This window comes from Nautilia sp., from assembly GCF_053994455.1.
In genome coordinates this window covers 1-22,316 of the sequence record NZ_JBMYAU010000056.1, presented here as the reverse complement: position 1 = coordinate 22,316, position 22,316 = coordinate 1, and the positions used below count along the sequence as shown (strand labels likewise).

The 22,316-nt window shown below is 35.0% G+C and carries 27 protein-coding genes and 1 pseudogene; 6 read left to right on the top strand and 22 right to left on the bottom strand.

Going from position 1 to position 22,316, the window contains the following annotated elements; all coding sequences use genetic code 11:
• Nucleotides 1–254, top strand: a pseudogene (locus tag ACXJIE_RS04025) (IS982-like element ISSude1 family transposase); the annotation flags it as partial.
• Between the two features lie 257 nt (nt 255–511).
• Here ACXJIE_RS04025 and tsf read toward each other — a convergent pair.
• Together tsf and rpsB are read right to left on the bottom strand one after the other, a co-directional pair.
• Nucleotides 512–1,435 (bottom strand): translation elongation factor Ts, encoded by a 924-nt coding sequence (gene tsf / locus ACXJIE_RS04020; protein WP_456479686.1) that lies wholly within the window; start codon nt 1,433–1,435, stop codon nt 512–514.
• Between the two features lies 1 nt (nt 1,436).
• The gene (gene rpsB / locus ACXJIE_RS04015; RefSeq protein WP_456479685.1) at nt 1,437–2,273 is read right to left on the bottom strand and encodes a 30S ribosomal protein S2; all 837 of its coding nucleotides are present in this window, start codon (nt 2,271–2,273) and stop codon (nt 1,437–1,439) included.
• 272 nt (nt 2,274–2,545) lie between these two features.
• Between rpsB and luxS the strand changes: the two genes are divergently transcribed.
• Genes luxS through ACXJIE_RS04000 form a run of 3 tightly spaced genes read left to right on the top strand, consistent with a single transcriptional unit; the run spans nt 2,546 to nt 4,682 of the window.
• A complete protein-coding gene (gene luxS / locus ACXJIE_RS04010) occupies nt 2,546–3,079 on the top strand; it encodes an S-ribosylhomocysteine lyase (protein WP_456479684.1) in 534 nt (177 codons plus the stop codon).
• Complete coding sequence (locus tag ACXJIE_RS04005) at nt 3,076–4,170, top strand: SLC13 family permease (RefSeq protein WP_456479683.1); 1,095 nt, start codon at nt 3,076–3,078, stop codon at nt 4,168–4,170. Before luxS ends, ACXJIE_RS04005 begins: the two co-directional genes overlap by 4 nt.
• A gap of 53 nt (nt 4,171–4,223) precedes the next feature.
• A complete protein-coding gene (locus ACXJIE_RS04000) occupies nt 4,224–4,682 on the top strand; it encodes a desulfoferrodoxin family protein (RefSeq protein ID WP_456479682.1) in 459 nt (152 codons plus the stop codon).
• 159 nt (nt 4,683–4,841) lie between these two features.
• On the opposite strand, the gene ACXJIE_RS03995 is transcribed toward ACXJIE_RS04000, so the two are convergent.
• Nucleotides 4,842–6,398: a fatty acid--CoA ligase gene (locus ACXJIE_RS03995; RefSeq protein ID WP_456479681.1), complete on the bottom strand. Its 1,557-nt coding sequence runs from the start codon at nt 6,396–6,398 to the stop codon at nt 4,842–4,844.
• A gap of 47 nt (nt 6,399–6,445) precedes the next feature.
• Between ACXJIE_RS03995 and ACXJIE_RS03990 the strand changes: the two genes are divergently transcribed.
• On the top strand, nt 6,446–7,402 hold the full coding sequence (locus ACXJIE_RS03990; protein WP_456479680.1) for a sensor histidine kinase: 957 nt from the start codon (nt 6,446–6,448) through the stop codon (nt 7,400–7,402).
• On the opposite strand, the gene ACXJIE_RS03985 is transcribed toward ACXJIE_RS03990, so the two are convergent.
• From ACXJIE_RS03985 to ACXJIE_RS03900, 18 genes are all read right to left on the bottom strand, one after another.
• Nucleotides 7,392–7,886, bottom strand: a complete 495-nt coding sequence (locus tag ACXJIE_RS03985) for a type II secretion system protein (RefSeq protein WP_456479679.1) — start codon at nt 7,884–7,886, stop codon at nt 7,392–7,394. The two genes, ACXJIE_RS03990 and ACXJIE_RS03985, sit on opposite strands and share 11 nt — an antisense overlap.
• Nucleotides 7,886–8,341 (bottom strand): type II secretion system protein, encoded by a 456-nt coding sequence (locus ACXJIE_RS03980; RefSeq protein WP_456479678.1) that lies wholly within the window; start codon nt 8,339–8,341, stop codon nt 7,886–7,888. Before ACXJIE_RS03980 ends, ACXJIE_RS03985 begins: the two co-directional genes overlap by 1 nt.
• 160 nt (nt 8,342–8,501) lie before the next feature.
• Nucleotides 8,502–9,719 (bottom strand): type II secretion system F family protein, encoded by a 1,218-nt coding sequence (locus ACXJIE_RS03975; RefSeq protein WP_456479677.1) that lies wholly within the window; start codon nt 9,717–9,719, stop codon nt 8,502–8,504.
• Nucleotides 9,709–11,382, bottom strand: a complete 1,674-nt coding sequence (locus ACXJIE_RS03970; RefSeq protein WP_456479676.1) for a GspE/PulE family protein — start codon at nt 11,380–11,382, stop codon at nt 9,709–9,711. Before ACXJIE_RS03970 ends, ACXJIE_RS03975 begins: the two co-directional genes overlap by 11 nt.
• Nucleotides 11,379–11,891: a hypothetical protein gene (locus tag ACXJIE_RS03965; protein WP_456479675.1), complete on the bottom strand. Its 513-nt coding sequence runs from the start codon at nt 11,889–11,891 to the stop codon at nt 11,379–11,381. The genes ACXJIE_RS03970 and ACXJIE_RS03965 overlap by 4 nt, the downstream gene beginning before the upstream one ends.
• Nucleotides 11,884–12,549 carry a CDC27 family protein gene (locus ACXJIE_RS03960; protein ID WP_456479674.1) on the bottom strand — a complete coding sequence of 222 codons (666 nt, stop codon included), beginning with the start codon at nt 12,547–12,549 and terminating at the stop codon, nt 11,884–11,886. The genes ACXJIE_RS03965 and ACXJIE_RS03960 overlap by 8 nt, the downstream gene beginning before the upstream one ends.
• Nucleotides 12,546–13,229 (bottom strand): hypothetical protein, encoded by a 684-nt coding sequence (locus ACXJIE_RS03955; RefSeq protein WP_456479673.1) that lies wholly within the window; start codon nt 13,227–13,229, stop codon nt 12,546–12,548. Before ACXJIE_RS03955 ends, ACXJIE_RS03960 begins: the two co-directional genes overlap by 4 nt.
• Nucleotides 13,219–14,568 carry a type II secretion system protein GspD gene (locus ACXJIE_RS03950; protein WP_456479672.1) on the bottom strand — a complete coding sequence of 450 codons (1,350 nt, stop codon included), beginning with the start codon at nt 14,566–14,568 and terminating at the stop codon, nt 13,219–13,221. The genes ACXJIE_RS03955 and ACXJIE_RS03950 overlap by 11 nt, the downstream gene beginning before the upstream one ends.
• Nucleotides 14,565–14,927, bottom strand: coding sequence for a hypothetical protein (locus ACXJIE_RS03945; RefSeq protein ID WP_456479671.1), 363 nt, complete (start codon nt 14,925–14,927; stop codon nt 14,565–14,567). Before ACXJIE_RS03945 ends, ACXJIE_RS03950 begins: the two co-directional genes overlap by 4 nt.
• Nucleotides 14,924–15,514 carry a hypothetical protein gene (locus ACXJIE_RS03940; protein WP_456479670.1) on the bottom strand — a complete coding sequence of 197 codons (591 nt, stop codon included), beginning with the start codon at nt 15,512–15,514 and terminating at the stop codon, nt 14,924–14,926. The genes ACXJIE_RS03945 and ACXJIE_RS03940 overlap by 4 nt, the downstream gene beginning before the upstream one ends.
• Nucleotides 15,504–16,934, bottom strand: a complete 1,431-nt coding sequence (locus tag ACXJIE_RS03935; protein WP_456479669.1) for a hypothetical protein — start codon at nt 16,932–16,934, stop codon at nt 15,504–15,506. Before ACXJIE_RS03935 ends, ACXJIE_RS03940 begins: the two co-directional genes overlap by 11 nt.
• 4 nt (nt 16,935–16,938) lie before the next feature.
• The gene (locus ACXJIE_RS03930; protein ID WP_456479668.1) at nt 16,939–17,388 is read right to left on the bottom strand and encodes a prepilin-type N-terminal cleavage/methylation domain-containing protein; all 450 of its coding nucleotides are present in this window, start codon (nt 17,386–17,388) and stop codon (nt 16,939–16,941) included.
• Nucleotides 17,388–17,837, bottom strand: a complete 450-nt coding sequence (locus ACXJIE_RS03925) for a hypothetical protein (RefSeq protein ID WP_456479667.1) — start codon at nt 17,835–17,837, stop codon at nt 17,388–17,390. The genes ACXJIE_RS03930 and ACXJIE_RS03925 overlap by 1 nt, the downstream gene beginning before the upstream one ends.
• Complete coding sequence (locus ACXJIE_RS03920) at nt 17,834–18,787, bottom strand: prepilin-type N-terminal cleavage/methylation domain-containing protein (protein ID WP_456479666.1); 954 nt, start codon at nt 18,785–18,787, stop codon at nt 17,834–17,836. Before ACXJIE_RS03920 ends, ACXJIE_RS03925 begins: the two co-directional genes overlap by 4 nt.
• Nucleotides 18,781–19,410 carry a type II secretion system protein gene (locus ACXJIE_RS03915; RefSeq protein WP_456479665.1) on the bottom strand — a complete coding sequence of 210 codons (630 nt, stop codon included), beginning with the start codon at nt 19,408–19,410 and terminating at the stop codon, nt 18,781–18,783. Before ACXJIE_RS03915 ends, ACXJIE_RS03920 begins: the two co-directional genes overlap by 7 nt.
• Nucleotides 19,407–20,510, bottom strand: coding sequence for a peptide chain release factor 2 (prfB, locus tag ACXJIE_RS03910; RefSeq protein ID WP_456479664.1), 1,104 nt, complete (start codon nt 20,508–20,510; stop codon nt 19,407–19,409). The genes ACXJIE_RS03915 and prfB overlap by 4 nt, the downstream gene beginning before the upstream one ends.
• Before the next feature lie 2 nt (nt 20,511–20,512).
• Entirely contained in the window at nt 20,513–20,857 is a 345-nt protein-coding gene (locus ACXJIE_RS03905; RefSeq protein ID WP_456479663.1) for a HepT-like ribonuclease domain-containing protein, read from the bottom strand.
• The gene (locus tag ACXJIE_RS03900) at nt 20,850–21,152 is read right to left on the bottom strand and encodes a nucleotidyltransferase family protein (protein WP_456479662.1); all 303 of its coding nucleotides are present in this window, start codon (nt 21,150–21,152) and stop codon (nt 20,850–20,852) included. Before ACXJIE_RS03900 ends, ACXJIE_RS03905 begins: the two co-directional genes overlap by 8 nt.
• A gap of 56 nt (nt 21,153–21,208) precedes the next feature.
• On the opposite strand from ACXJIE_RS03900, the gene panC reads away from it, so the two are divergent.
• Entirely contained in the window at nt 21,209–22,027 is an 819-nt protein-coding gene (gene panC, locus ACXJIE_RS03895) for a pantoate--beta-alanine ligase (RefSeq protein ID WP_456479661.1), read from the top strand.
• Between the two features lie 6 nt (nt 22,028–22,033).
• Here panC and ACXJIE_RS03890 read toward each other — a convergent pair.
• On the bottom strand, nt 22,034–22,316 hold a 283-nt coding region (locus tag ACXJIE_RS03890), incomplete at its 5' end, for a hypothetical protein (protein WP_456479660.1).

Below are 22,316 nucleotides of genomic sequence, written 5' to 3'. Positions count from 1 at the left end.
TGAGTAAATTTGGAATTAAACTGTCTCCAATATTTAGAAAAAATATGAAAAAAGATAATGAATATTTGATTAAAAGAAAAATAAGAAAAAGCATTGAAACCGCTTTTTCAATTATTACCGGTAAATTCGGCAAAGTTATTAAAGCAACCTCTATTGGTGATTTTTTAACAAAACTTAAGCTTTTTATTTTAACTTATAGTTTCGACTGTTTTTTGAAACTGGATAAAGATAAACAAAATTTACTTTTTAACTAGCAATTTGGGTACTATTAACTTTTTACAAGTTTAGGGTCTGGCACTATTCAATGGTCAATAGTTATATGCTAACACAGAAAGTAACTACTTCCACTCATATAATACCTGATACTAAATATTTGATAGTAACAGCTTTACATCCTTTGTTTTCCATATTTATAATGTTTATTTATATTTAACAGTCTTTGAATTTAAGCTTTATTACTTCACACTCTGGTGACAGACACTTTTGCATAAAATAAAAAAAGAAGCGGGGATTAAGAAAGGGCCGCCGCTACTTCGTCCGCCATATTGCATGCGTTTTTAACTAAACCTTCACCGACTTCGAATCTGATGAAGTCAACAAGTTTGGCTTCTCCGCCGGCAGCTTTAGCGGCTTTGCTAAGAGCCTGGGCAACAGTTTCTTTTTTTTCGGCTTTTACGTATTCCTGTTCAGTAACACATACGTCACTGTAGAATCTTTTAATTTTGCCCGGGATAATTTTTTCAATTACCTGCTCAGGTTTGCCTTCTTTTAGAAGCTGTGCTTTTGCGATTTCTTTTTCTTTTTCGATAACGTCCGCAGGTACCGCTTCAGGATTTAAGTACTGAGGTTTCATTGCGGCAATGTGCATTGCTATATCTCTTAAAGTGTCTTTAATTGCTTCGCACGTTTTTTCGCTGTCACATGCAGCGGCAACCAATACACCTACTTTTCCGCCTGCGTGGATGTATCCGTTTACGATTCCGTTTTCAGGAGCTTTTATAGTTCCTATTCTTCTAACTACAATATTTTCACCGATTTTAGCGATTTTAACTTTAAGCTCTTCTTCAAATGTTCCAGCACCAAACGGAGCTTTATTTAGAGCTTCAGTATCAGTGATGTCGTTTACGTTGATAGTTTTAACAGTTTCACTAACAAATTCGATAAATTCGTCTGTTTTGGCAACGAAGTCCGTTTCGCAGTTAACTTCCGCGATACTTCCCGTTTTATAATCATCCGTTATATAAATTTCGATTCTACCTTCGGCAGCGTTTCTGTCAGCTTTTTTAGCTGCTTTTGCAAGACCTTTTTTTCTTAAAATTTCAACCGCTTTTTCTTCGTTACCTTCAGCTTCTACAAAAGCTTTTTTACAATCCATCATTCCGGCGCCTGTTTTTTCTCTGAGCGCCTTTACCATGCTAGCAGTAATGTTTGCCATATTACACCTCCTCAGCTTTAATTTCTTCAGTTTCAACTTTGATTTCTTCTTCAGTTTTCTCTTCTGCTGCCGCTTCTTCTTTGATTTCTTTTACTTCCTCGGCGATTTCTTCCTGAGAAACAGGTTCCACTTCACCTTCCTCCTCTTTAGCCGCCAATTCTTTTCCTTCGATAATAGCATCGGCAATTGTTTTACAGAAAAGGTTTACACTTCTGATAGCATCGTCGTTACCCGGAATCGGAACATCGATTAAATCAGGGTCGCAGTTTGTATCTACAGGCGCTACAATCGGAAGACCAAGTTTGTTAGCTTCACCGACTGCAATTTTTTCTTTTACGGTATCAACGATAAAAAGCATATCAGGGATAGTTTTCATATGTCTGATACCGCCGATGAATTTCTCAAGTTTAGCTTTTCTTCTGGCTAAGATTAATCTTTCTTTTTTAGTCAGAAGGTTGATTTGTCCGCTTTCTTCCATTTTTTCAATGATTTCAAGTTTTCTGATTGATTTTTGGATAGTTTTAAAGTTTGTAAGCATACCACCAAGCCATCTGTGGTTAACATATGGCATACCACATCTTTCGGCATGCTCTTTAATAGCGTCAACAGCCTGTTTTTTAGTACCTACGAAAAGAATGGTTTTACCTTCTTCAGCAGCGTTTTTAACTACGTTGTAAGCATATTTGATATGTCTTAGTGTTTTTTGTAGGTCGATAATATAAATGTTTTTTCTTACACCGAAAATATATTTTTTCATTTTCGGATTCCATCTTCTCTTTTGATGACCGAAGTGAACACCACACTCTAAAAGGTCTTTCATTGTTACATTACACGGCATTGTTTCTCCTTGAATTATTTGTTTTTTGGTTCGGGTTTAGCCTCCCTCTTCTTTAACACTTTTCAGTGCAACCCTACCAAGGAATAAAGAGGTGAGAACAGAGCGGAATTTTATCAAAAATGATGTATAATTGCAAACAAAAAAATGAATTTGTATATTTGTTATTTGTGTATTGGTCATTTGGGTGTTGAAATACATAATATCAATAACTATTTTCCATCACTAATGCACCAATATACTAATAACAGATACACAAAACTTAAGGAGTAACTATGCCGATGTTAGACAGTTTTTTAGTAGATCACGTCAAAATGCCGAGTCCCGGACTCAGAATTGCAAAACATGTAAAAACACCGGGCGGTGATATTATTACCGTATATGACGTAAGATTTGCCAAACCGAACGTTGAAATAATAGACGAAAAAGCTATGCACACACTTGAACATCTTTTTGCTGGATATATGAGGGACAATTTACCTAATTACGAAATTATCGATATCTCACCTATGGGATGCCGCACAGGATTTTATATGAGCGTAATAGGGGAACCAAAAGATGAAGAAGTAATTGAAGCATGGAAAAAATCTATGCAAAATATCCTTGATACGGACACAATCCCGGAAGCAAACGTTTATCAGTGCGGAAGTTGCTATATGCACTCACTCAACGGTGCAAAAAAAGTGGCGGAACACATATTAAACAATGAAATAGTAATAATGGACAACGACGCTTTGGCGCTTGATCCGTCAAACATACCGAATGAATGTGATATTGACGTTTCAAAAGTGGTGATACTCGGAAAATGAAACTTTTAAAAAAAGAGTGGCTGTTTTTTATTTTTCTATCTCTTTTCTTTTTCCTTTTTTTCAATATTAAGCCCAAATTTAAAGAAATATACGAATTTATCGACTGGGGAACCATAAGGGCGTTAAGTGCGCTTTTACTGATTACTACCGCATTGAAACTTTCCGGATTTTTCGACGCTTTTGCTGTGTCCAGCGTAAAACGGTTCAAAACGGAAAGGGCTCTTGCATTTGCGTTTGTAACATTAAGCGCCTTTTTATCTATGTTTTTAACAAACGACATTACGCTTTTTGTAATGGTGCCGCTTACTTTGGCATTTTCATCACAGATTAAAAACGACTTGACCAAACTTGTAATATTCGAAGCAATAGCCGTTAATGTCGGAAGCGAGCTTACGCCGTTCGGAAATCCGCAAAATATATTTCTGTTCAGACAGATGGATATAAGTGTTATTGATTTTATACGAGAAATGGGTATTGTAACCATACCGTCACTTATATTACTTATAATATTTATTTTTATTTTCTTTCCGAAAAAAAACCTTGAAATAGAAATAAACAAAACACACAAAACCGATAAATTTCTTTTTATTTCTTCAATTGTTCTTTTTGTTTTGTTTATAGTTTCACTTGAATATTCACTGGTAAGATACGCTCTGCTTATAATCGTGTTATATTATCTGTTTACCGGCTATAAAAACGTGTTTTTGAAATTCGATTATTTTTTGATTTTTACTTTTATAATAATGTTTATAGATTTCGGAATGCTAAGCCGGATGGAAACCATTAAAAGCATAATGGGCTCGGTTGAAATGAATTTTTACAATGTTTTTAATATAAGTATAATTCTTTCACAAATTATCTCTAACGTTCCCGCAGCAATTTTTATAAGCAACTTTTCAAATAACTATATAGCAATCGCATACGGGGTGGATATAGCCGGAAACGGCTTATTGACAGGTTCTTTGGCAAATATCATAGCCCTCAGGTTTCTTAAAAACCCAAAAGCATATATAGATTTTCATAAATATTCAATTCCTTATTTTATCGTTTCTTATTTAATAGTTTTAGTTATTTTTTACAAAATAATTTGACTAAATAATTTTTTTCCGTTAAAATACGATAAAAATACTCTTAAAGGATTAAAATGAACAGAAGAAAAGCGCTTAAACTTGGAGCTTTAGGATTGGCAGCGGCGGCCGTTACACCGGTAATGGCGGTTGAAAAGAACAACGTATGCAACCCTTACGGGAAATACAGAGAAAAAATTTATAACAGAAACAGATATCACATCAGTGAAAACCCTTCAAAAGGTGAACTGAAACACACACCTGAAATTAAAATCGGTTCAAAAGACACAAAAGGTTATACATTAGTTGAAATCACTATTGGGCAAAAAGGTATTATCCATCCAAGCAGCGAAGATCACTGGATCGATTTTATTGAATTAAGAGCTGATGGAAAATTGGTTGAGAGAGTTTTATTCGAACCGGGAAAAGCCATGGGTTATGCCGCATTTAAAGTAAAACTTGACGGTGTTAAAACATTAACTGCCGTTGAAGGATGTAATAAACACGGAATCTGGGATTATACAATCACCCTTTAATTCCCTCTCTTTTGTTTTTTTTAATAATTGTATGCCTATTTAAACACATTTAGTTTTTTTTTAATTTTTTAACATCAATAAAAAAATTTGCACCAATCCTCATACACAATTCAACAGCAGACCCAAAAACATAAAATTTAAAAAAGGAAAAAAACCGTTTTATTTTTTACTCATATATTCGTCGATTTTTTCCCTTAACACCCTTTTTAACACTTTTCCCGTAGCATTTTTAGGAAGTTCCTCCACAAAATAGACATATTTAGGTACTTTGTAATTTGCAAGATGCTGTTTTAAAAACTTTTTCAGTTCAAACTCTTTAATGTCCCTATCTTCTTCAAGCTCTATAAAAGCAACCGGTATTTCACCGCTTTGTTCGTCTTTGACACCCACAACCGCACACTCTTTAACCCCTTCGTATTTTAAACAAATTTCTTCAATTTCCCTCGGATAAATATTTACGCCTTTGCTTATAATCAGATCTTTTTTTCTGTCGAGTATGTAAATATAGCCGTCTTCGTCTATTTTTCCTATATCACCTGTTAAAAGCCATCCGTTGATTATCGTTTCGGCCGTGGCGTCCTCCCTTTTATAATATCCCTGCATTACATTGTCACCTTTAACGATAATCTCTCCCGGCTCTCCTACGGGCACCTCCATCAAATCGTCATCCACAATTTTAACTTCCACTCCCGGAATCGCCGGTCCCACGGAATACGGCTTTTGAAGTTCCGGTCTGTTTACAGCCACAACGGGCGACGTTTCGCTAAGCCCGTACCCTTCGAGCAATTTTCCTTTTTTAAATTTTTTAGAAAACTTCTCAAGAACCTCTCCGGGAAGTGCCGCAGCACCGGAAATGTAAAATCTAACCCTGTTAAACCAGTGAAAATAAAAGGGAAGTTTGGCACGGCTAAGGGCCGAATATACATCGGGTACACCCGTAAAAATAGTCACTCTTTTTAAAAGGGTCTGTTTGATAATATTGCTAAAAGGCATAATTGATTTAATAATAACCACCGGAGCCGCATAAAACATAGGAAGCAGTATGTTTACTGTAAGCGTAAACGAATGAAACATGGGCAGATATGCTATAAACCTGTCTTTATGATTGAGCTTGATAAGTTCGTTCACCCCGTAAATATTGGAAAAGAAATTCTTATAACTCAGCATAGCCCCTTTAGGTTTGCCGGTCGTTCCGGAAGTGTATATAATTACCGCCAAATCGTCTATTTTCGGAAGTTCGCTGACTTCATGGGATTCAAAATTCGAAAGTATTTCGCTAAACGAGATATTATCAGCATCAATCTTGTCTATATCCCCTTCCCATATTATTTTTTTTATATTCGTTTTGTCCCTTATGTTTTTAATCGAACCGGCAAGCTTAAAACTCGCTATCATTAACGTAGCTTCCACATCGTTTAGAATATAAGCAACCTCTTCTTCTTTTAAAAAGGTGTTTATCGGAACCGCCACCGCACCGAGTTTCTGAATGCCGAGAAGCGCTACGATATATTCTATCGAATTTCCCACAAACAGGGGAATTTTATCACCTTTTTTTACTCCGAGAAATTCCAGGGTCCTTGCAAAGGTGTCTACCTTTTTCTTAACCCTGCCCCATGTGATTTTTCTGTCGTCAATAAAATAAGCGGTTTTATTCGAATGTTTTTTTGCGTTGTTTTCCAAAATTTCATAGAAATTGTTATATTCGTATTTAATCATCTCCGTCCTTTGATAAAATAATAAAAATTATACCAAAAAGGTAAAAAATGGAAATTCCGCAAAACCAAAAAGAACTGTTAAAAAACCTCGAAACACTTATACAAAAAACATACGAAGTGGAAAACGAATTTATAGAACTTAAAAACATTCTTAACGGGGTTATAGAATTTCTCCCCCAGGCTCTGTGGGTCATTGACGAAAACAATCAGATAATTATACAAAACTCCAATACTAAAAACTTTTCCCACGTCCCCAACAGCGGGGAAATAGAAATAAACAACAGAGTTTATCTCGTTCAAAAGTCCATAATAAAAAACAAAACGATAATAAGCGCAACCGACATAACCGAACAGAAAAGAAACGAAAGGCTTATTGCCATGGGACAGATGGCCGCACACCTCGCACATGAAATAAGAAATCCCATAGGTTCCGTTTCCATACTTATTTCCCTTCTTAAAAAAAGGTGCGGCGAAGACGAACTGTTAGAAGAAATGAAAAGCTCCGTTTTCAGAATAGAAAGAATAATAAAATCCACCCTTCTTTTTTCAAAAGGCCTTCAGCCTAAAATTAAACGGTTTTTATTAAGTCTTTTAAAAGAAGAACTTGAAATTTCGGTTAAATATTATTCTTATTCAAAAGAGATAGATTTTCTGTTTTTTTTACCGGACATTGAAATAAAGGCAGACTTTGATCTGCTTTTACTTGTTTTGCAAAATATGGTTTTCAACGCCATAGACGCAATTGAAGAAAGCGAAGCGGAACACGGGATAATAGAAGTTTTATATGAAAATTCAGCCGACTGTCATATTATAAACATTTACGATAACGGCAAAGAATTTGAAAACAAAAACATTCTTTTCGAACCTTTTAAATCCACCAAAACCAAAGGCAACGGGCTCGGACTGGCCTTAAGTCTTGAAATAATAAACGCCCACAACGGTAAAATTAAAATTTCCGAAAACAAAAAAGGTTTTAAAATTTACCTGCCTAAATTTAATATATGATTTTTTCGCATTCGCTGCGGCTGACGTCCGTTCCGTCAACACATTCGAGTGTTCCGTTTGAAGAGTTGTATTCGATTTTTAAGATTTTGGTAGGGGAATAATAATATTCGTATTTATTGTCTTCATATTCTTTCCAGCATCCGCTCTGTCTGCTTCCGCAATCCGGCACCGGTATTTTTAAAACATAAGAAAAAAGATTTTCACTCCCCGCTCCACCGTCAAGTTTCGCGGGATAACCGCTTGAAGAATTAAAATCGGCACTATGATCAACACCATCCGCTCCAATCCAACTATAATTGTCGTTTACAATCCATTTGCCATGAATATTGTCAACCGCGGACTGCACGGAAGTTACAAGGGATTTTATACCTGCGGATTTTGCGTGAGTCGTAAGATTTGTAAACTTAGGAATGGCAAAAGAGGCCAAAACCCCTATAATAACTATCACAAAAATAAGTTCTATTAGGGTAAAGCCTCTTTTCATTAAAATGTTAATCTGACGGATGTTATGTTACCTTCACTAGAGTTATTTAGATCAGACACACATTTAGCTTGCGTTACAGTATCACCGAAATGATTACAATAAATTGAATAGTTAACTTCTCTGTTTGTTAAACTGAAATTAATTTCAGCCACCGGATTAGTATCGTTAGGACCTGCATATGTATATCTACCTTCATTTCCAACATCGTTATAAGACCACCCTTTTCCTTTTATTTTTACAATATCACCTAACTTAAATGAAGCATTATTTTCTAAATCCCTTGAATTTACAGCCGCTTCTACAGCCTGCTGTGCCGCATCAATAGTAGTTTTAATCACACTTTTAGATTCCGCATTTTGTTTAAGATTTAAAAACTTAGGAACCGCAACTGCCGCTAAAAGACCGATAATAACAATCACGAAAATCAATTCGATAAGCGTAAACGCTTTTTTCATTTTACTCTCCTTTTAATAATTTTACATTATTATAACATAAAATCGGCATTTGTAAACTAAACATTAGAAATTTTATGCACAATCCAAAGAACAAATCCTAAAATAAACATACTTATAACGGCAGTTACTATACTTCCGGTTTCAACTCCCACATTATCTCCTATTGCATAGCTTCGGTTAGATTCCACATCGGTAAGAAGATACCGAGTGCAAGCGTAAGTACAAATCCCGCAATTGCAGCAATTAATATCGGTTCTATCAATACCGCTATATTATCTACTATATATTTGTATTTCTCTAAATAATATTTACTCACTTTTTGAAGCATAAGTACAAGCGATCCACTCTCTTCCCCGGCCGCCACCATTTGAACAACCATATTTTCAAAAATCTCGCTTTCCTTAAATCCTTGCGTAATACTTCCTCCGCTTACTATGGAATTTTTTATATTTTCAAGTTTTTTTCTTATATAGGTATTATCCACTATATTTAAGGCTATATCAACGGCATCTAAGATAGGAATTCCCGAATCAATAAGTCTTTGTAAAACATATGTAAATCTTCCTATCATTGCAAGTTTGATAACGGGACCTACAATATAAACCTTTAAAATCAGTCTGTCAAGATTCAGCCTGACTTTATTACTCGTATTATACAAATAACTTATTATACCGAAAACAATAACGGCTCCTATTAATATATACAGACCATAATTCTGTAAAGCGGCCTCAATCCAAAGTAAAAACCTAGTAGGAAGAGGAAGTTGAGTTTTCAACTGAGAAAAAATAGCTTTAAAAGGGGGAATTACAAACAAAATAACAATTACAAAAGCTATACTCATTGCAAAAATTATAAACATAGGATATCTTGTAGCTTTTTTTAATCTCTTTCTGTTGTCTAAAATTTCGTGAGTAATAATAGACAAATCTTTTATCGCTTGTGCCAGATCACCCGTTTCTTCACCGAGTTTTATCATCGAAACCGTTAGTTTTCCCAAATCGTCTTCGAATTTAGAAAATGAAGCGGTAAGAGAAAGTCCGGCTTTTATATCATTTTCTATCGAATCGAAAATTTTTTTAAGTTTTTTGTTTTTTATACTCTCTTTTATGTTATTAACACTCATATCTATCGCTATTCCGGCATCAAGCATAACGTAAAGCTGCTCTAAAACGGAAATATACTCTTCCAAGTCTATTTTGGAAAGATCAAGTTTTGTGGCCATCTCTTCTATAAGAGACGGCTTTTTAAACTCTTCTATACTTTTTATGATTCCTAATTTTCTCTCCCTGAATTTTTTGATTGCTTCTTTCGGTGTTCTGGCGGAAATTATCACCTCCCGCACTTTTTCCTTTTTGAAATATTCTATTTTAAAATACATCTACCTTGACCACCCTTAAAATTTCTTCAAGTGTAGTTATACCTTTTTTTATTTTGTTTATACCGTCTTCAATCATTGTTATAAACCCGTTTTCTTTCGCCTTTTCCAAAATTTCTGTTTTATCCCTGCTTATTGCTATCAAATGGGCTATTTTTTCGTTCACCACAAAAACCTCGCTTATCATTTCACGGCCGATATAGCCGGTAAAAGCGCATTCTTTACATCCCGCTCCTTTGTAAAAATTTATATCTTCTTTCAAAAACGGTTTTATCATTTCCAATTCTTCTTTTGAGGGATTGCAAGAGGTTTTACAGTAAGGACATATTTTCCTCACAAGTCTCTGCGCCACTACGCCTATTAAAGAATCCGCAACCATATAATTTTGAGCCCCCATCTGAATCATTCTTGTAACGGCGCTCGGCGCATCGTTAGTATGCAGTGTGGCAAGTACCAGATGACCTGTCAAAGAAGCCTGTACGGCGGCTTCAAGCGTTTCCCTGTCCCTTACTTCGCCAATCATAATTATATCCGGATCCTGTCTTAATATACTTCTTAAAATCGTTGCGAACGTCAGGCCTATTTTGGAATTTACGGGTATCTGCTGAATAAGCGGAATTTCATATTCTATAGGATCTTCAACCGTAATTATTTTTCTGTCCACTCCTTTAATTTCATTAAGCGCAGCATAAAGAGTCGTGGTTTTACCGCTTCCCGTAGGTCCCGTTACAAACACTATACCGTAAGGGGAATGGATAAGTTTTTCAAACCGTTTCAGATTATATTCGCTCATTCCGAGTTCAATCATACGCAAAAAAATTTTTTCCTGATCCAGGATTCTCAAAACAACACTTTCACCGTGCATTGTAGGCGTTGAAGAAACCCTGAAATCATATACGCTCGATTTGTAGTTTTTGGAAAAACGCCCGTCTTGGGGTTTTCTTTTTTCACTGATATCCATATTCGCCAAAAGTTTTATTTTAGAAACCAGAGGAAAATAAATCTCCTTTTCAAAAGAGAAAAGTTCTTTCAAAACACCGTCCGTTCTGGCCCTTACCGAGAAGTTATACCTTAAAGGCTCTATATGAACGTCAGTCGCCCTGTCTTTAATCGCTTTTTCCAAAATAAGATCAAGCAGTTCGTCAATGGCGCTTATGTTTTCGGTTCCGCCGCTTTTAAGTTCTTTTTTTACTTTATATATAAGTTCCTTTGTAGATATGGTGATTTTTAAACGTTCCATAATAATTTGAATATCTTTACTTAAAGCTATATAAACTCTTAGAGGTTTTGAAGAAAATTTTTCAATAATTTCTAAAGCGTCATAATCAAGAGGATCCGCCGTAGCCACATAAACATATTCTTCATCTTTTTTAAACGGTATTACGTAATGCTTTTCTATAAGACTCAAAGGAAAAGAAGAAAGTAAATTATAATCTATTTTTTCCCCGTACAGATCTACAAAAGGAAAACCGAGCTGTTTTGACAATGCTTCTAAAATCTGCTTTTCAGTGGCATATCCGAGTTCTATTAATATTTCCCCCAGTTTTTTATGTATTCCCTGCTCTTTGTATTCCCTCTGTTTTTCCAAAGCTTTTAACAGTTCGTTCTCAGTTACGATATATTCGCTTATTAATAAATCCCCTAACCTTACTTTTTGCTTTATCATCTATACCATCGCCTTTTTATCAGTTTTTTATTTTTGTATTCGTCAATATACATTTTATCTTCTTTTTTGTAAAAACGATACGTAACATCCCTTTTTTTATCAAAAATGACAATAATTCCGTTCTCTGTTTCATAATTGCCCGCTTTCACCGATTCAAAAACAAAAGAAAGTATGTAATCAGTCATTGGAAAAGAAAAAGGTTTTAAAGAAATTTTGTCAAACAGATATGAATATAAAAGTTTTTTTTCCATATAAACGGTTAAAAAATATATGGAGTTTTTTCTTCCGTATTCGGTTTTTTTCAGCTTGTTTATAATATAAGGAAGCAGATAAATACTGTCTTCTTTTATACAGGAAACACCTACAATACTCAGGGCTTTTTCGTTACGGGAAAATTTTTCGATATTTTTGAAATTACAGATTTTTTTATATTTTTTATTGAGATAATCTTCAACTATGCCTCCGTAAGAGACGGAAACAAACAATGTTAAAGTTAAAATTTTATTCAACGGTTTCATTTTCCACTTCCCCCATAAGTTTTTTAACTTTTTCATCCTTGTGATAATTATAATATATCTGTAAAATTTTCAAAGCTTCGGCTTTTTTTCCGAGTTTATAAAGCGATTTCGCGCTGAGTATCCATGACTCCGCTTTTTTATTGTCCTGTACATTTGCATTTTTAGCCCATTTTAAAGCGTTTTTGTAATCGCCCTTTTTATAAAATTTTTCAGAAAGTGAAATACAGGTTTTATAAGAAGGGAGTGTCCGAGCGGTTAAACTAAAGGATTTTTCCGTTTTTTTATTTTCGGGTTTAACTGTCTTTTTATTCTCTTTTATTTTCTTGTTTTCTTTTTTTACGGCTCTTTTTTCTCTATTTTCCGTTATGTTTAGATCTATAAACAGTTTCAATTTAGGGGGGCTATCTTTTTTCACATCCGTTTTCTTTTGAACGTGTTTTTTATTTACCGGTTTTTCAGGTTTTGAAATTTTTGAATAATTGACTTTCTTAACTTCCTTTTTCAAAAGCGGCTTATTTTCTGTTGTTTTTAAATTCAAGCCGGTTAAAAAATATACGGCGGCCGCCGCCGAAAAAAACAGTGAAAAAAACACCGCCCTTTTTTTAAACCTTCTTTTACGGCACTCTTTTTCCAGCTCTAAAAACGTCATTTCAAAAGTCCTAATTCTATTGCAGTCATTTCTATAATACAAGAATCTATTTTATTGTATTTCAGCGAATTTTTTAAAGAATAATCCAGCAGAGTAAGGGCGGTAAATATGAATTTTTTAGAAAGTCTGAAATTACCTCTGCTGTATCTGTAAATTTTTTTTAATATTTTTTTGTTTACCAAATCAAATCTGTTGTTTTTAATAAATTTTGACATTACATATTTTTCAAACTCTTCAAAACTCAAGGGTTTCATATATATTTTCCCCGTATATCTCGATACGAACTGTGGAAGAGAGGCTATTTTTTCACCTTCTTTTTGATGCATGCTTAAAATCACTTTATTTCCCCTGTCACTGAGCATTCTTAAATACTCTATCATTTCCATGGAAAGCAGCTGGGCCTCGTCCACTAAAATCGTTTTGTTATCCAAGTCCGAATGAAGGTTGAGAAATTCTGCCTTGCTTAAAAAAGGTTCGGACTGTAAAACGTATTTTTGCGGATATTTATGTTTTAAAAGTGTCAGCATATAGCTTTTTCCGCTGCCGGGATTTCCGAGCAGAAAAACTATGTTCGAGTTAGTGGAAATCAGCTCTTCTTTTACAATTTCAAAACTTAAATAACTGAAAAAATCGTTAATATCTATTTTATCCCTGAATTCCTCAATAAGGTTATTTAACATTTAAATCCTCTAAATTCGGTAGTTTTTTAAATCCATAATTTTTTAAAGTAACCTTTTTATTTAAATCGATTATATGCGGAGTAATTACAAAAACAAGCTCTTTTTTGGTGGTTATCTGCTCTTTTGAAGAAAACAGATATTTCAACACCGGAATTTCTTTTAGAACCGGCACCCCGTTTACCTTTAACTGCTTGTCATCGGTAATAAGCCCGCCTAATACGAGAGTGTCCCTGTCTTTTAATTTGACCACGCTTATCATCGTATTGTCCTGTGTATCCGGGGGCATATCCCTGTTGGTGTTGGTAAGCTGTGTCAGATCTTTAAAAGCGCTTATTCTCGGATTTATACTGAGTATTATTTCGTTGTTGTCGCTTATCTGGGGAGTTATATCCAAAAGCACGCCTACAAACTTGCTGTCAATGGTGTATTCGGTGGTAGGATTGCCGTTATTGTCCGTGGTAACCTGGGATGCGTATTTATAATAAATCGTATCTCCTACCTTAATTAACGCTTTTTGGTTGTTTAAAGTAACTATTTTCGGATTTGAAACCGAATTGACGTTACCGTTTGATGCAAGAAAATTCAAAAGCCCCCCGACATTAAACGTCGCCTGTTTGAAAACGGCATTGCTGCCTAAAATGTCAGGAGCCGTAAGAGGTACGCTTTTATCGCTTAAAGAAATAGACAGCTGAGACCAGTCTATTCCCGTCTTATGCGAATCAGAAAGTGTTACGGTGTAAATCTTCACGTCAATAAGAACCTCTTTGTGCAGCCTCTCGTTTAAATCCCTGATATATTTCGCAATTTCCTCTATCTGGTTTTTATTTCCCGTAACGGTGACAAGTCCGGAATTTTTATCGATTATAGGTTCCCTGTAATCGCTGTTAGTGTTTTTCAGAATCTGAACGATGTTTTTTTTAAGATTGTCCCAAAAATCGAACTGATAATCCGTTTTTACCGTGTTATCGGTAGAATCAATATTCGATATGCCGCTTATGGTGTTTGGAATAAAATCGACCCTGAAAGTTTTCGTTTTATAAAAAGACACTATTATACTGTTATGTTTATATTCAAAAAACAAATTGGCATTGTCAAACAGTGTTTTTAAAAGCGTTTTTAAAGAAACGTTTTGAAGATTTATAAACTCTATATTACGGTTAATAAGTTTTTTCGCCTTTTCATCTTTTATAATTACATTTAAATTGCATTCGTTTACAATATCCGACAAAACGCTTCTGAAGCTTACGGGGTTTGCAATATGCAGCGTAAACATTTTCTCGTTACACGACGAAGAAAAAAGCGTACTGATTAAAAAAAACAGTATATATATCTTTTTCATTTTACAACCTTTAAAATTTTTGGTTTTAACGACAGTTTTTTAATATATTTATCTTTCCTAAGCAAAACATAATCCTCACCGACTTTTAAAACCGTATACCCTCCTATTAAATCCCCTTTTTTCACCCATATTCCGTTTATATTCGCTTTTTTTTGGAAAACGGCGTTCAGTTTGACGATACCGTTTACAACAAAAGGCTTTTTTATTTTAATTTTCTTTTCACTGCTTCCGAACACATCGTATTTTACAAAATTTTTAAACACCGGGGTGTAAGATTCCATCTTTTTTATTTCCGTAATTATTTCCGATATATCCGCATGGAGAAACACAAACGCCAGTAAAAAAATATATTTTTTCATCTTAATCCCCAAAACGAAATTTCCATTTTAAAAAACACATCTTCGCCTTTTACAAATTTCAGATACTTAACTTCTTTTATAACCCTTATTTTTTCCAGGCTTTTTACAAACCTGTAAAATTTTTCAAAATGCTCAGGTGTGTAAAAGCCTTCTATATCAATTTCATAAACTTTGTATTCGTTAAGCTTTTTATTTAAAAAATAAGATGCTTCTATATCGTTGGCAACCGCTTTTTCAAGAAGACTTTTAAGAATTTCAAGAAATTTGACATCGTTTATATGAAGTACAGGAGAAGTTGCTATGAGCATATTTAGATATTTTAAGTCTTCGGTAAGCTCCGAATTGTTCTTTTTCAGTTCCCGCAGTTTGCTCTTCAAAGATTTTAACGTAACCGAAAGATTAAGGTTTTCTTTTAATTTTTGCCTTAATTCATATATCTTATTTTCATTACCGGTTATTTTTTCACTTAATACGGAATAATTGAAATTGTAATATATTATAAAAGCCAGAATAAAAACCGAAACATAAAGCATTATCACGTTTTTTTTATCAAGTCCATTTAGATATTCATCAAGCCTATTCATCATAACTCACTTTTGATACGTATATTCCGTTGCTGTTTTTAATCTGTTTTGATGAGACGTTTTTATAACCGAGTTTGCTCATATCTTTCATAAAACTCGCTATATGGGCGGAATTGTTAAATTTGCTCGTAACAACCAAATCGGTGTGGATTCCGTTTTTCTCAAAAGATGAAAGTTTCAAACCGTATTTTTTCAATATACGCACCAAATCGCTTATTTCGTTGGAAACCGGAGGAGTCTTTTGTATATCGGCCAAAAACATAATCTTATCCCCTATATCGGCAATCTGTTTTTGAAGCGCAATATTCTGTTCTTTTACGGAAGAAATCTGTTTTTTGAGGTTTTTAACCGTTTTTACAATCAATTCGCTCTCTCTTTTCTTTTTACTGATTTTTTTATTCAAAATATAAATGGTTTCCTCCTGCTTTTTTATAATCTCGTACTTATACAGGGCATCCGCTCCTATTGCCGCAAACGAAAATAAAGTAACCATTGTCAGAATACCGCTCCTTCTTTTATAAAAAGGAACAGGTTTGGGAAAAACGGAAAAATTTTCCTCTTCGTTTTCATAATGCCTTGAATTATATATTAAAGCCGTATAATCGAAAGGGTCGTAATCCGTAGGAACCTCGTATTTTTCAAAATCTATTCCGCTGAGATTCCAGAAATTTTTATATTTGTCTATAAAACCGTTTATTTCAAAAGGAGAATAAAAGAAAATTCTGTCTATTTTCGAAAGGGAATAGTAATTTACGGAATAATTTATCAGATTGCTCACTTTCATAAAAAAGGAGGAAAAAAACGATTCCACAATATCATATTCATCCCCGTTTTCATATTTTTCCCTCTCTAAACCCTTATTGATTAACAGTTCCTCCATTTCCTCCATACTTTTATTCAATTGCTTAAGAAGAGTGTTTAATTTATTTACGCTTTTGACAAATACAAATTCCCCGTTTTCAAAACAGCTTAAAAACGCCTCGTCCTCTTTTAAATAAATAAATATGTCGTTAAGGGGTTTTCCGTTTACGATATCATAATAAGACTTGAACACAAAAGGTCTTGCCGAAATAAAATCTATATATTTAAAAACATTAAGGTACTTCTTAAACTCCTTTTTTAAGGTTTCCACCTCCACAACGAAAGCTTCGACATTATAAAATTCGTCAAATTCTTTAAACACATAGTTAATCTTATATTCTTTCGTATAATCTAACGACCCTTCGGTAAAAATATATTTTTCGGCTTCCGCTTCGAGCATATCTTTTTCTATGTTTTTAGGAAGTTTAAACGTAAGATTCAATATATGTTTATAACCTATCGAAGATGTGATTACACCTTTTTCATATTTCAGTTCTTTTTTAACAACCCTGTCGTTTTCGTTAATATAAACGCCGTTTTCGCTTAAATATACTACTTTCAAATTTTCACCTCACACTTCCTGTTATAGGATATATTGTAATGTTTTCCTCTTTTTTTCTGTATTTCAGCGTGATAATTATATTTGTATGTAATAAATTTGTCAAATTTTCATCCGCACTTCCGTTATAATCCCGCCCTACATAATCGAAACATAACGTGTCATTATACAAAGAAGGCGTCACGCTTATATCGGATTTAAAAACGTAATGCACTTTTTCACTACTTTTATTATCGTCATTATTAAGCCATTCTTTAGTAAAAGTTATACAATAATAGCTTTCGTTTCCTTCGGCTTCGTAACCTAAGGCGTTGGCTTTTTTTTCAAGAATTTTCTGCACTAAAACCTCTCTGTCCGAAAAAAGTTTTTCATTGGGTATAAACTGAAACCCGACAAAACTTAATATTCCCATTATAATTACTACGAAAATAAGTTCAATTAAGGTAAACGCTTTCATTATGGCCTTTGCAATGTGATTTTTTTCAGTTTTATTTTTTTATTGTTGTTTTTAGGATTCGAAACGTTGCTTTCGACAACGATTTTCAAAAGAACGTAACCGTGCGAAACCGGGGTTGAAATCTTTTTTACCAAAGACGGGTTGTTGGAACAGTTACAGTCGTTTAAATCATAACAGTAATATCTTAAAATACTTACGTTCGCCTCAAACCTGCCGTCTTCGTCGTTAAAAACGATATTTTCCAGACATGTACCGTTTCTTTCATACCCCTCAACGGCAAGCAGAGAGTTTTCAAGTGCGCTTTGCATAAACAGCTCTGCCCTTTGCTGCATATAAGTGTCGCTTGTATGTTTTACGCTTACAAACGCCATTTTTACAACTGCCGTCATTAATGCGGAGATTAACAGCAGCACTATAATCGCATTTATTAAACCGAATCCTTTTTTCAAAACGCCACCTTCTGTTTAGATACGGAAATATTTATATCGGATTTTGTTTTTAACAGTTCGAGTTTTAGCTCGAGATGCGAATTGATTTTTCTGACTTTAAAGGAATTAACATTAAAAGCTAAAGGAGTGACTCCCCCGGCGGGCGTACCGTTGGTATCGGCACAAAACGTCTCACCGAGCCAAGGTCTGTAATTATAAAAAAGAAAAAGCGTAGCGTTTACATCGTTTCCGTTAATTTTAAGTGCGCTTATACACTCCGAAGAAGTATTGATATCTCTTCCCATAGCAAGAGCATACGCGCTGTCGGCTAAATAAAATTTTTCGTAAATTCTTATATTCCCCGGGTTTTGCAACGTCAGATTCGTATCGTTCGAAACGGTTTCATAACTTTGAATCCGATATACGTAATCCGCCCTGTGGCCGTGCCATCCGAAAGAGTTGTTGTAATCGTTAAGTACGCTTTCACTGCCCCTGTCAAAAGTTCCCGCAAAAATTACGGCAGTCGAATCCGTTATATTCTGATCGCCTCCCCATTTGTTTTTCAAAACGTCATTTATATATGAAGGGTTAAAATCCACCGCTTTTAAAACGGGCTTTTTACTTGCGTACAAATCCACAAACCCGCTTAGATTTTCTTCTTTTACGGCATCGTTTAAATATCCGATCCATTCCAATACCGAATAATTTTCATCGTTTTGAATGTCACCGATATATTTAAAATTTCCGCTTGCGGGATCATAGCCAATTACACTGAGAGGTATTCTGTAGTACAAAAAAGAAGAGATCTGATCAAGCGTTTCTTGAGACACAAACTCGAATTTGGAAGTCTGTTTAAGCAGATAGTTTCTTACATAAAGCTTTTCTATAATCTGAAAACCGCCTATTAAAACAAACGATAATATAACTATCGCAAAAATAGCTTCAATTAAAGTAAAAGCTTTTTTCACCATTGCACACTCTCTATTTTGGCATGCCCGATATTGGAGCTGTAATATTTTACGGAGGATATGTTGTTGTCGTTTTGGCAAATGTTTATTTCTATACGTTTGATATCCGTTTTACCGGAACCGGAGAAAGAATTAAAAGTATAGTTCAAAACCCCGGCTGTATGGTTGTAATCGTTCTCCCCCCACTCCCCCGTATATCCGACGCTTATTTTCAGTGTATACAAGGTTCTTCCGTAGCGGGTCGTGTTTTCTTCGGTACCGTTGTAATCGTCCACATCGTCAAAGGGAGGCTCTTCGGTATCACTGCCTATATCGCTTTCTAACACGGCGTTTTTACAGTTCCTGCCTCCCGCAAAACCCCCTACGCGGTATCCGCTTGAAGCGTTGCACTCCAAAACGTTGCTGTTTCCGGTTAACAAAATATCATCGTATTCGGTGTTTTTTTCATCATATTCTTTTAAGGAAATATCCGCCATTTTAGCCATCATATTAAAAAGCGCGTCTTCTTTTTTCGAAAACTCCAAAGATTTGTTGCTGATATAGATAATTTTTGGAATCACGGTAAACACCAACGCTATTATCACTATCGTAAAAATAAGTTCTATCAGGGTTAAAGATTTTCTCAATCCTCTTTTTCCTTTTCAGAAATTAAAACATCCTCAATCACTTCATCCAAATCCCCGTCAAGTATGTCATCGACTCTCGAATAGGCTTTTTCGCTCCTGTTGTCCTTAACCTGCTGATAAGGAAACAGAACATAACTCCTTATCTGGTGTCCCCATCCCATTTCGTCTTTCGGTTTTCCTTCCTCTTCCGCTCTTCTTTTTTCAAGTTCAAGTTCGTAAAGTTTCGATTTTAGCATTTTCATCGCCATTTCTTTGTTTTTGTGCTGGCTTCTATCCGTTTGGCACCCAACAACTATACCCGTGGGAAGATGGGTTATTCTAACGGCGCTTTCGGTTTTGTTAACATGCTGTCCGCCGGCTCCGCTCGCCCTGAAAACATCTATTCTTATATCCTTAGGATCTATTTCTATTTCTATATCGTCGTCGATTTCCGGTGAAACCTGAACGGAAGCAAACGAAGTGTGACGTCTGCCGCCGCTGTCAAACGGGCTTACCCTCACAAGTCTGTGTATTCCGTTTTCGGCTTTTAAATATCCGTATGCATTGTCCCCTTTTACCAAAAAACTCACATCCTTAATTCCCGCCTCGTCACCTGCCTGATAATCCAGCACCTCAACCTTCCAGCCTCTTCTTTCCGCATATCTCAAATACATTCTGTATAAAATACTGGCCCAGTCGTGCGATTCCGTTCCTCCTGCACCGGGATGAATCGACACTATGGCGTTTTTAGAATCGTTTTCGTCGCTTAACATCACTTCAATTTCCAAATCCCTTATATATTTTTTAAGTTCCCTTACGTCTTTAAAAACCTCGTTTAATGTTTCTTCGTCCTCTTCCGCGCTTGCAAGCTCGAACATATCCTTGTTGTCTTCCAACGCCTGTTTGGCCTTTTGATATTTTTCAAGCTTTCTTAAAATTGCGTTTTTTTCTTTTTGTACTTTCGCACTCGTTTTAGAATCGTTCCAAAACTCCGGACTGTTTTCCATTTCTTCTATTTCTTTTAATCTTTTACTTAAATTTCCGGGTTTTAAAATAGATTCTATATTTTCGATTTTATTCTCAAGCTCTTTAATAAGTTCGCTGTATTCATATGCGTCCATTTTTATCCTTTACAGTTTTCTTTTAAATATTTATAAAATTTATGTTTCAAATCAGGCAGTTTTTCTTTTATAATTCTCTCAATTAAAGCCAAATTCACACCTTCATAATTATGTACTATAAAATTCCTCACATCATAAGCACCCTTTGCATCCAAAAGTAAATCCAAATCGGATAAAATTTCCGAATCTATTTTACTCATTTCTTCACCAATTTGTGAAAGATGCATTAAAATCGCAGGTCTATACGTAATTTCATCTTCTAAAGCTTTGGTTACGTAACCCGCTTTTTCAACGGTTTGAAAAATAAAATCGATTCTTTGTAACACAAACTCAATTTTTTCACACATCTATTTTATCTTTAAGCATATATTTTTTTGCAATAGAATTAAGGGTTGTAATATCTATCAAGTCAACTTTTTTGCCTAATTTTCTTTCAATATCGTGTTTTACCTCGTTTAAATAAGTAAAAAACTGCAGAGGATCAACTTCGTATAAAAAAGTTTCATCTATTTGGTATAAAATATCCACATCGCTTTCTTTCGTAGCCTCACCCCTTGCTATTGAGCCGACAATTCCCACTATTTTTATACCGTTGTATCTGTTTTTGAGCTTTTTTATTTTATTTATAAAAAGATTTTGCATCAAGCGCCTTTTAGACATAAAAAATTTATATATAATTTTACCAAAAAAGGCGGCTTATGAAAATTTTAAATTCACCCGAAGAAGCCATAAACTACAGAAAAACACTAAAAGGCTCGGTAGGTTTCGTTCCTACAATGGGAGCGCTGCACGAAGGTCACCTGAGCCTTATAGAAAAAGCGAAAAAAGAAAACGAGAGCGTAATAGTTTCCATATTCGTCAACCCAACCCAGTTTTTGCCTGGAGAGGATCTTGAAAAATATCCCAGACGCCTCGAAGCCGATTTCGCCATATGCAAAAGAGCGGGGGTAAACGCCGTTTTCACCCCGTCGGCGGAAAATATGTACACGAAAGACGAAGTATTGATAAAAGCTCCCAAAATAAAAGGCTATATTCTCGAAGGTTTCAACCGACCCGGCCATTTTGACGGTGTACTGCAGGTCGTAAACAAACTTTTTAACATAATCAGACCTACCCGTGCGTATTTCGGCAAAAAAGACGCCCAGCAGCTTTATCTTATAAAACAGATGGTTAACAATTTCTTTTTCGACATAGAAATTGTGGAATGCGAAACAAAAAGGGAAAAAGACGGCTTAGCTCTTTCAAGCAGGAATGTTTATTTAAGCGAAAACGAAAGAAAAAGAGCGTTAACCATCAGCAAGGCCCTTAAAAGGGCGGCAAAACTTTCCTCCAAAACAAAAAACACCGAAGAGATTAAAAAAGAAATGCTCGCCGTTTTAGATGTGAACGAACTGCAATATATCGCATTTGTGGACAGAAATTTCAATTTCATAAAAGAAATTTCACCCCGCAACACTATAATACTAATTGCGGCGAAAATAGGAAGCACAAGGCTTATAGACAATATTTTCATTTAAAAATTTTTACCTGAATATTTTAACCCCTCTTTTAGTGGTATTGGTTTCGGTTATATTGGCCTCCGTACCGTTAAATTCACCGCTTCCCACTTCTCCGGCTTCTCCGCTTCCGCTCCAGGTCACGGTAAAACAGAAATGATGAAGACAGGGGGAACTGTTTGGGTCGTTGTATTCATCCCCGAATTTCGAATACCAAAGCCAGCTCAAATCCGAATTGAGAATATGTATAACCGCAAAATTCACGCCGCTGTCTGTTCTTGTGATGTTAAAATCGATCTTGCCGTTATTT

Bases quoted from the DNA above. Each gene is read 5' to 3' on its own strand.
- tsf (WP_456479686.1), bottom strand. From the start codon at position 1,435: ATGGCAAACATTACTGCTAGCATGGTAAAGGCGCTCAGAGAAAAAACA.
- rpsB (WP_456479685.1), bottom strand. From the start codon at position 2,273: ATGCCGTGTAATGTAACAATGAAAGACCTTTTAGAGTGTGGTGTTCAC.
- luxS (WP_456479684.1), top strand. From the start codon at position 2,546: ATGCCGATGTTAGACAGTTTTTTAGTAGATCACGTCAAAATGCCGAGT.
- ACXJIE_RS04005 (WP_456479683.1), top strand. From the start codon at position 3,076: ATGAAACTTTTAAAAAAAGAGTGGCTGTTTTTTATTTTTCTATCTCTT.
- ACXJIE_RS04000 (WP_456479682.1), top strand. From the start codon at position 4,224: ATGAACAGAAGAAAAGCGCTTAAACTTGGAGCTTTAGGATTGGCAGCG.
- ACXJIE_RS03995 (WP_456479681.1), bottom strand. From the start codon at position 6,398: ATGATTAAATACGAATATAACAATTTCTATGAAATTTTGGAAAACAAC.
- ACXJIE_RS03990 (WP_456479680.1), top strand. From the start codon at position 6,446: ATGGAAATTCCGCAAAACCAAAAAGAACTGTTAAAAAACCTCGAAACA.
- ACXJIE_RS03985 (WP_456479679.1), bottom strand. From the start codon at position 7,886: ATGAAAAGAGGCTTTACCCTAATAGAACTTATTTTTGTGATAGTTATT.
- ACXJIE_RS03980 (WP_456479678.1), bottom strand. From the start codon at position 8,341: ATGAAAAAAGCGTTTACGCTTATCGAATTGATTTTCGTGATTGTTATT.
- ACXJIE_RS03975 (WP_456479677.1), bottom strand. From the start codon at position 9,719: ATGTATTTTAAAATAGAATATTTCAAAAAGGAAAAAGTGCGGGAGGTG.
- ACXJIE_RS03970 (WP_456479676.1), bottom strand. From the start codon at position 11,382: ATGATAAAGCAAAAAGTAAGGTTAGGGGATTTATTAATAAGCGAATAT.
- ACXJIE_RS03960 (WP_456479674.1), bottom strand. From the start codon at position 12,549: ATGACGTTTTTAGAGCTGGAAAAAGAGTGCCGTAAAAGAAGGTTTAAA.
- ACXJIE_RS03955 (WP_456479673.1), bottom strand. From the start codon at position 13,229: ATGTTAAATAACCTTATTGAGGAATTCAGGGATAAAATAGATATTAAC.
- ACXJIE_RS03950 (WP_456479672.1), bottom strand. From the start codon at position 14,568: ATGAAAAAGATATATATACTGTTTTTTTTAATCAGTACGCTTTTTTCT.
- ACXJIE_RS03945 (WP_456479671.1), bottom strand. From the start codon at position 14,927: ATGAAAAAATATATTTTTTTACTGGCGTTTGTGTTTCTCCATGCGGAT.
- ACXJIE_RS03940 (WP_456479670.1), bottom strand. From the start codon at position 15,514: ATGATGAATAGGCTTGATGAATATCTAAATGGACTTGATAAAAAAAAC.
- ACXJIE_RS03930 (WP_456479668.1), bottom strand. From the start codon at position 17,388: ATGAAAGCGTTTACCTTAATTGAACTTATTTTCGTAGTAATTATAATG.
- ACXJIE_RS03920 (WP_456479666.1), bottom strand. From the start codon at position 18,787: ATGGTGAAAAAAGCTTTTACTTTAATTGAAGCTATTTTTGCGATAGTT.
- prfB (WP_456479664.1), bottom strand. From the start codon at position 20,510: ATGGACGCATATGAATACAGCGAACTTATTAAAGAGCTTGAGAATAAA.
- ACXJIE_RS03905 (WP_456479663.1), bottom strand. From the start codon at position 20,857: ATGTGTGAAAAAATTGAGTTTGTGTTACAAAGAATCGATTTTATTTTT.
- ACXJIE_RS03900 (WP_456479662.1), bottom strand. From the start codon at position 21,152: ATGCAAAATCTTTTTATAAATAAAATAAAAAAGCTCAAAAACAGATAC.
- panC (WP_456479661.1), top strand. From the start codon at position 21,209: ATGAAAATTTTAAATTCACCCGAAGAAGCCATAAACTACAGAAAAACA.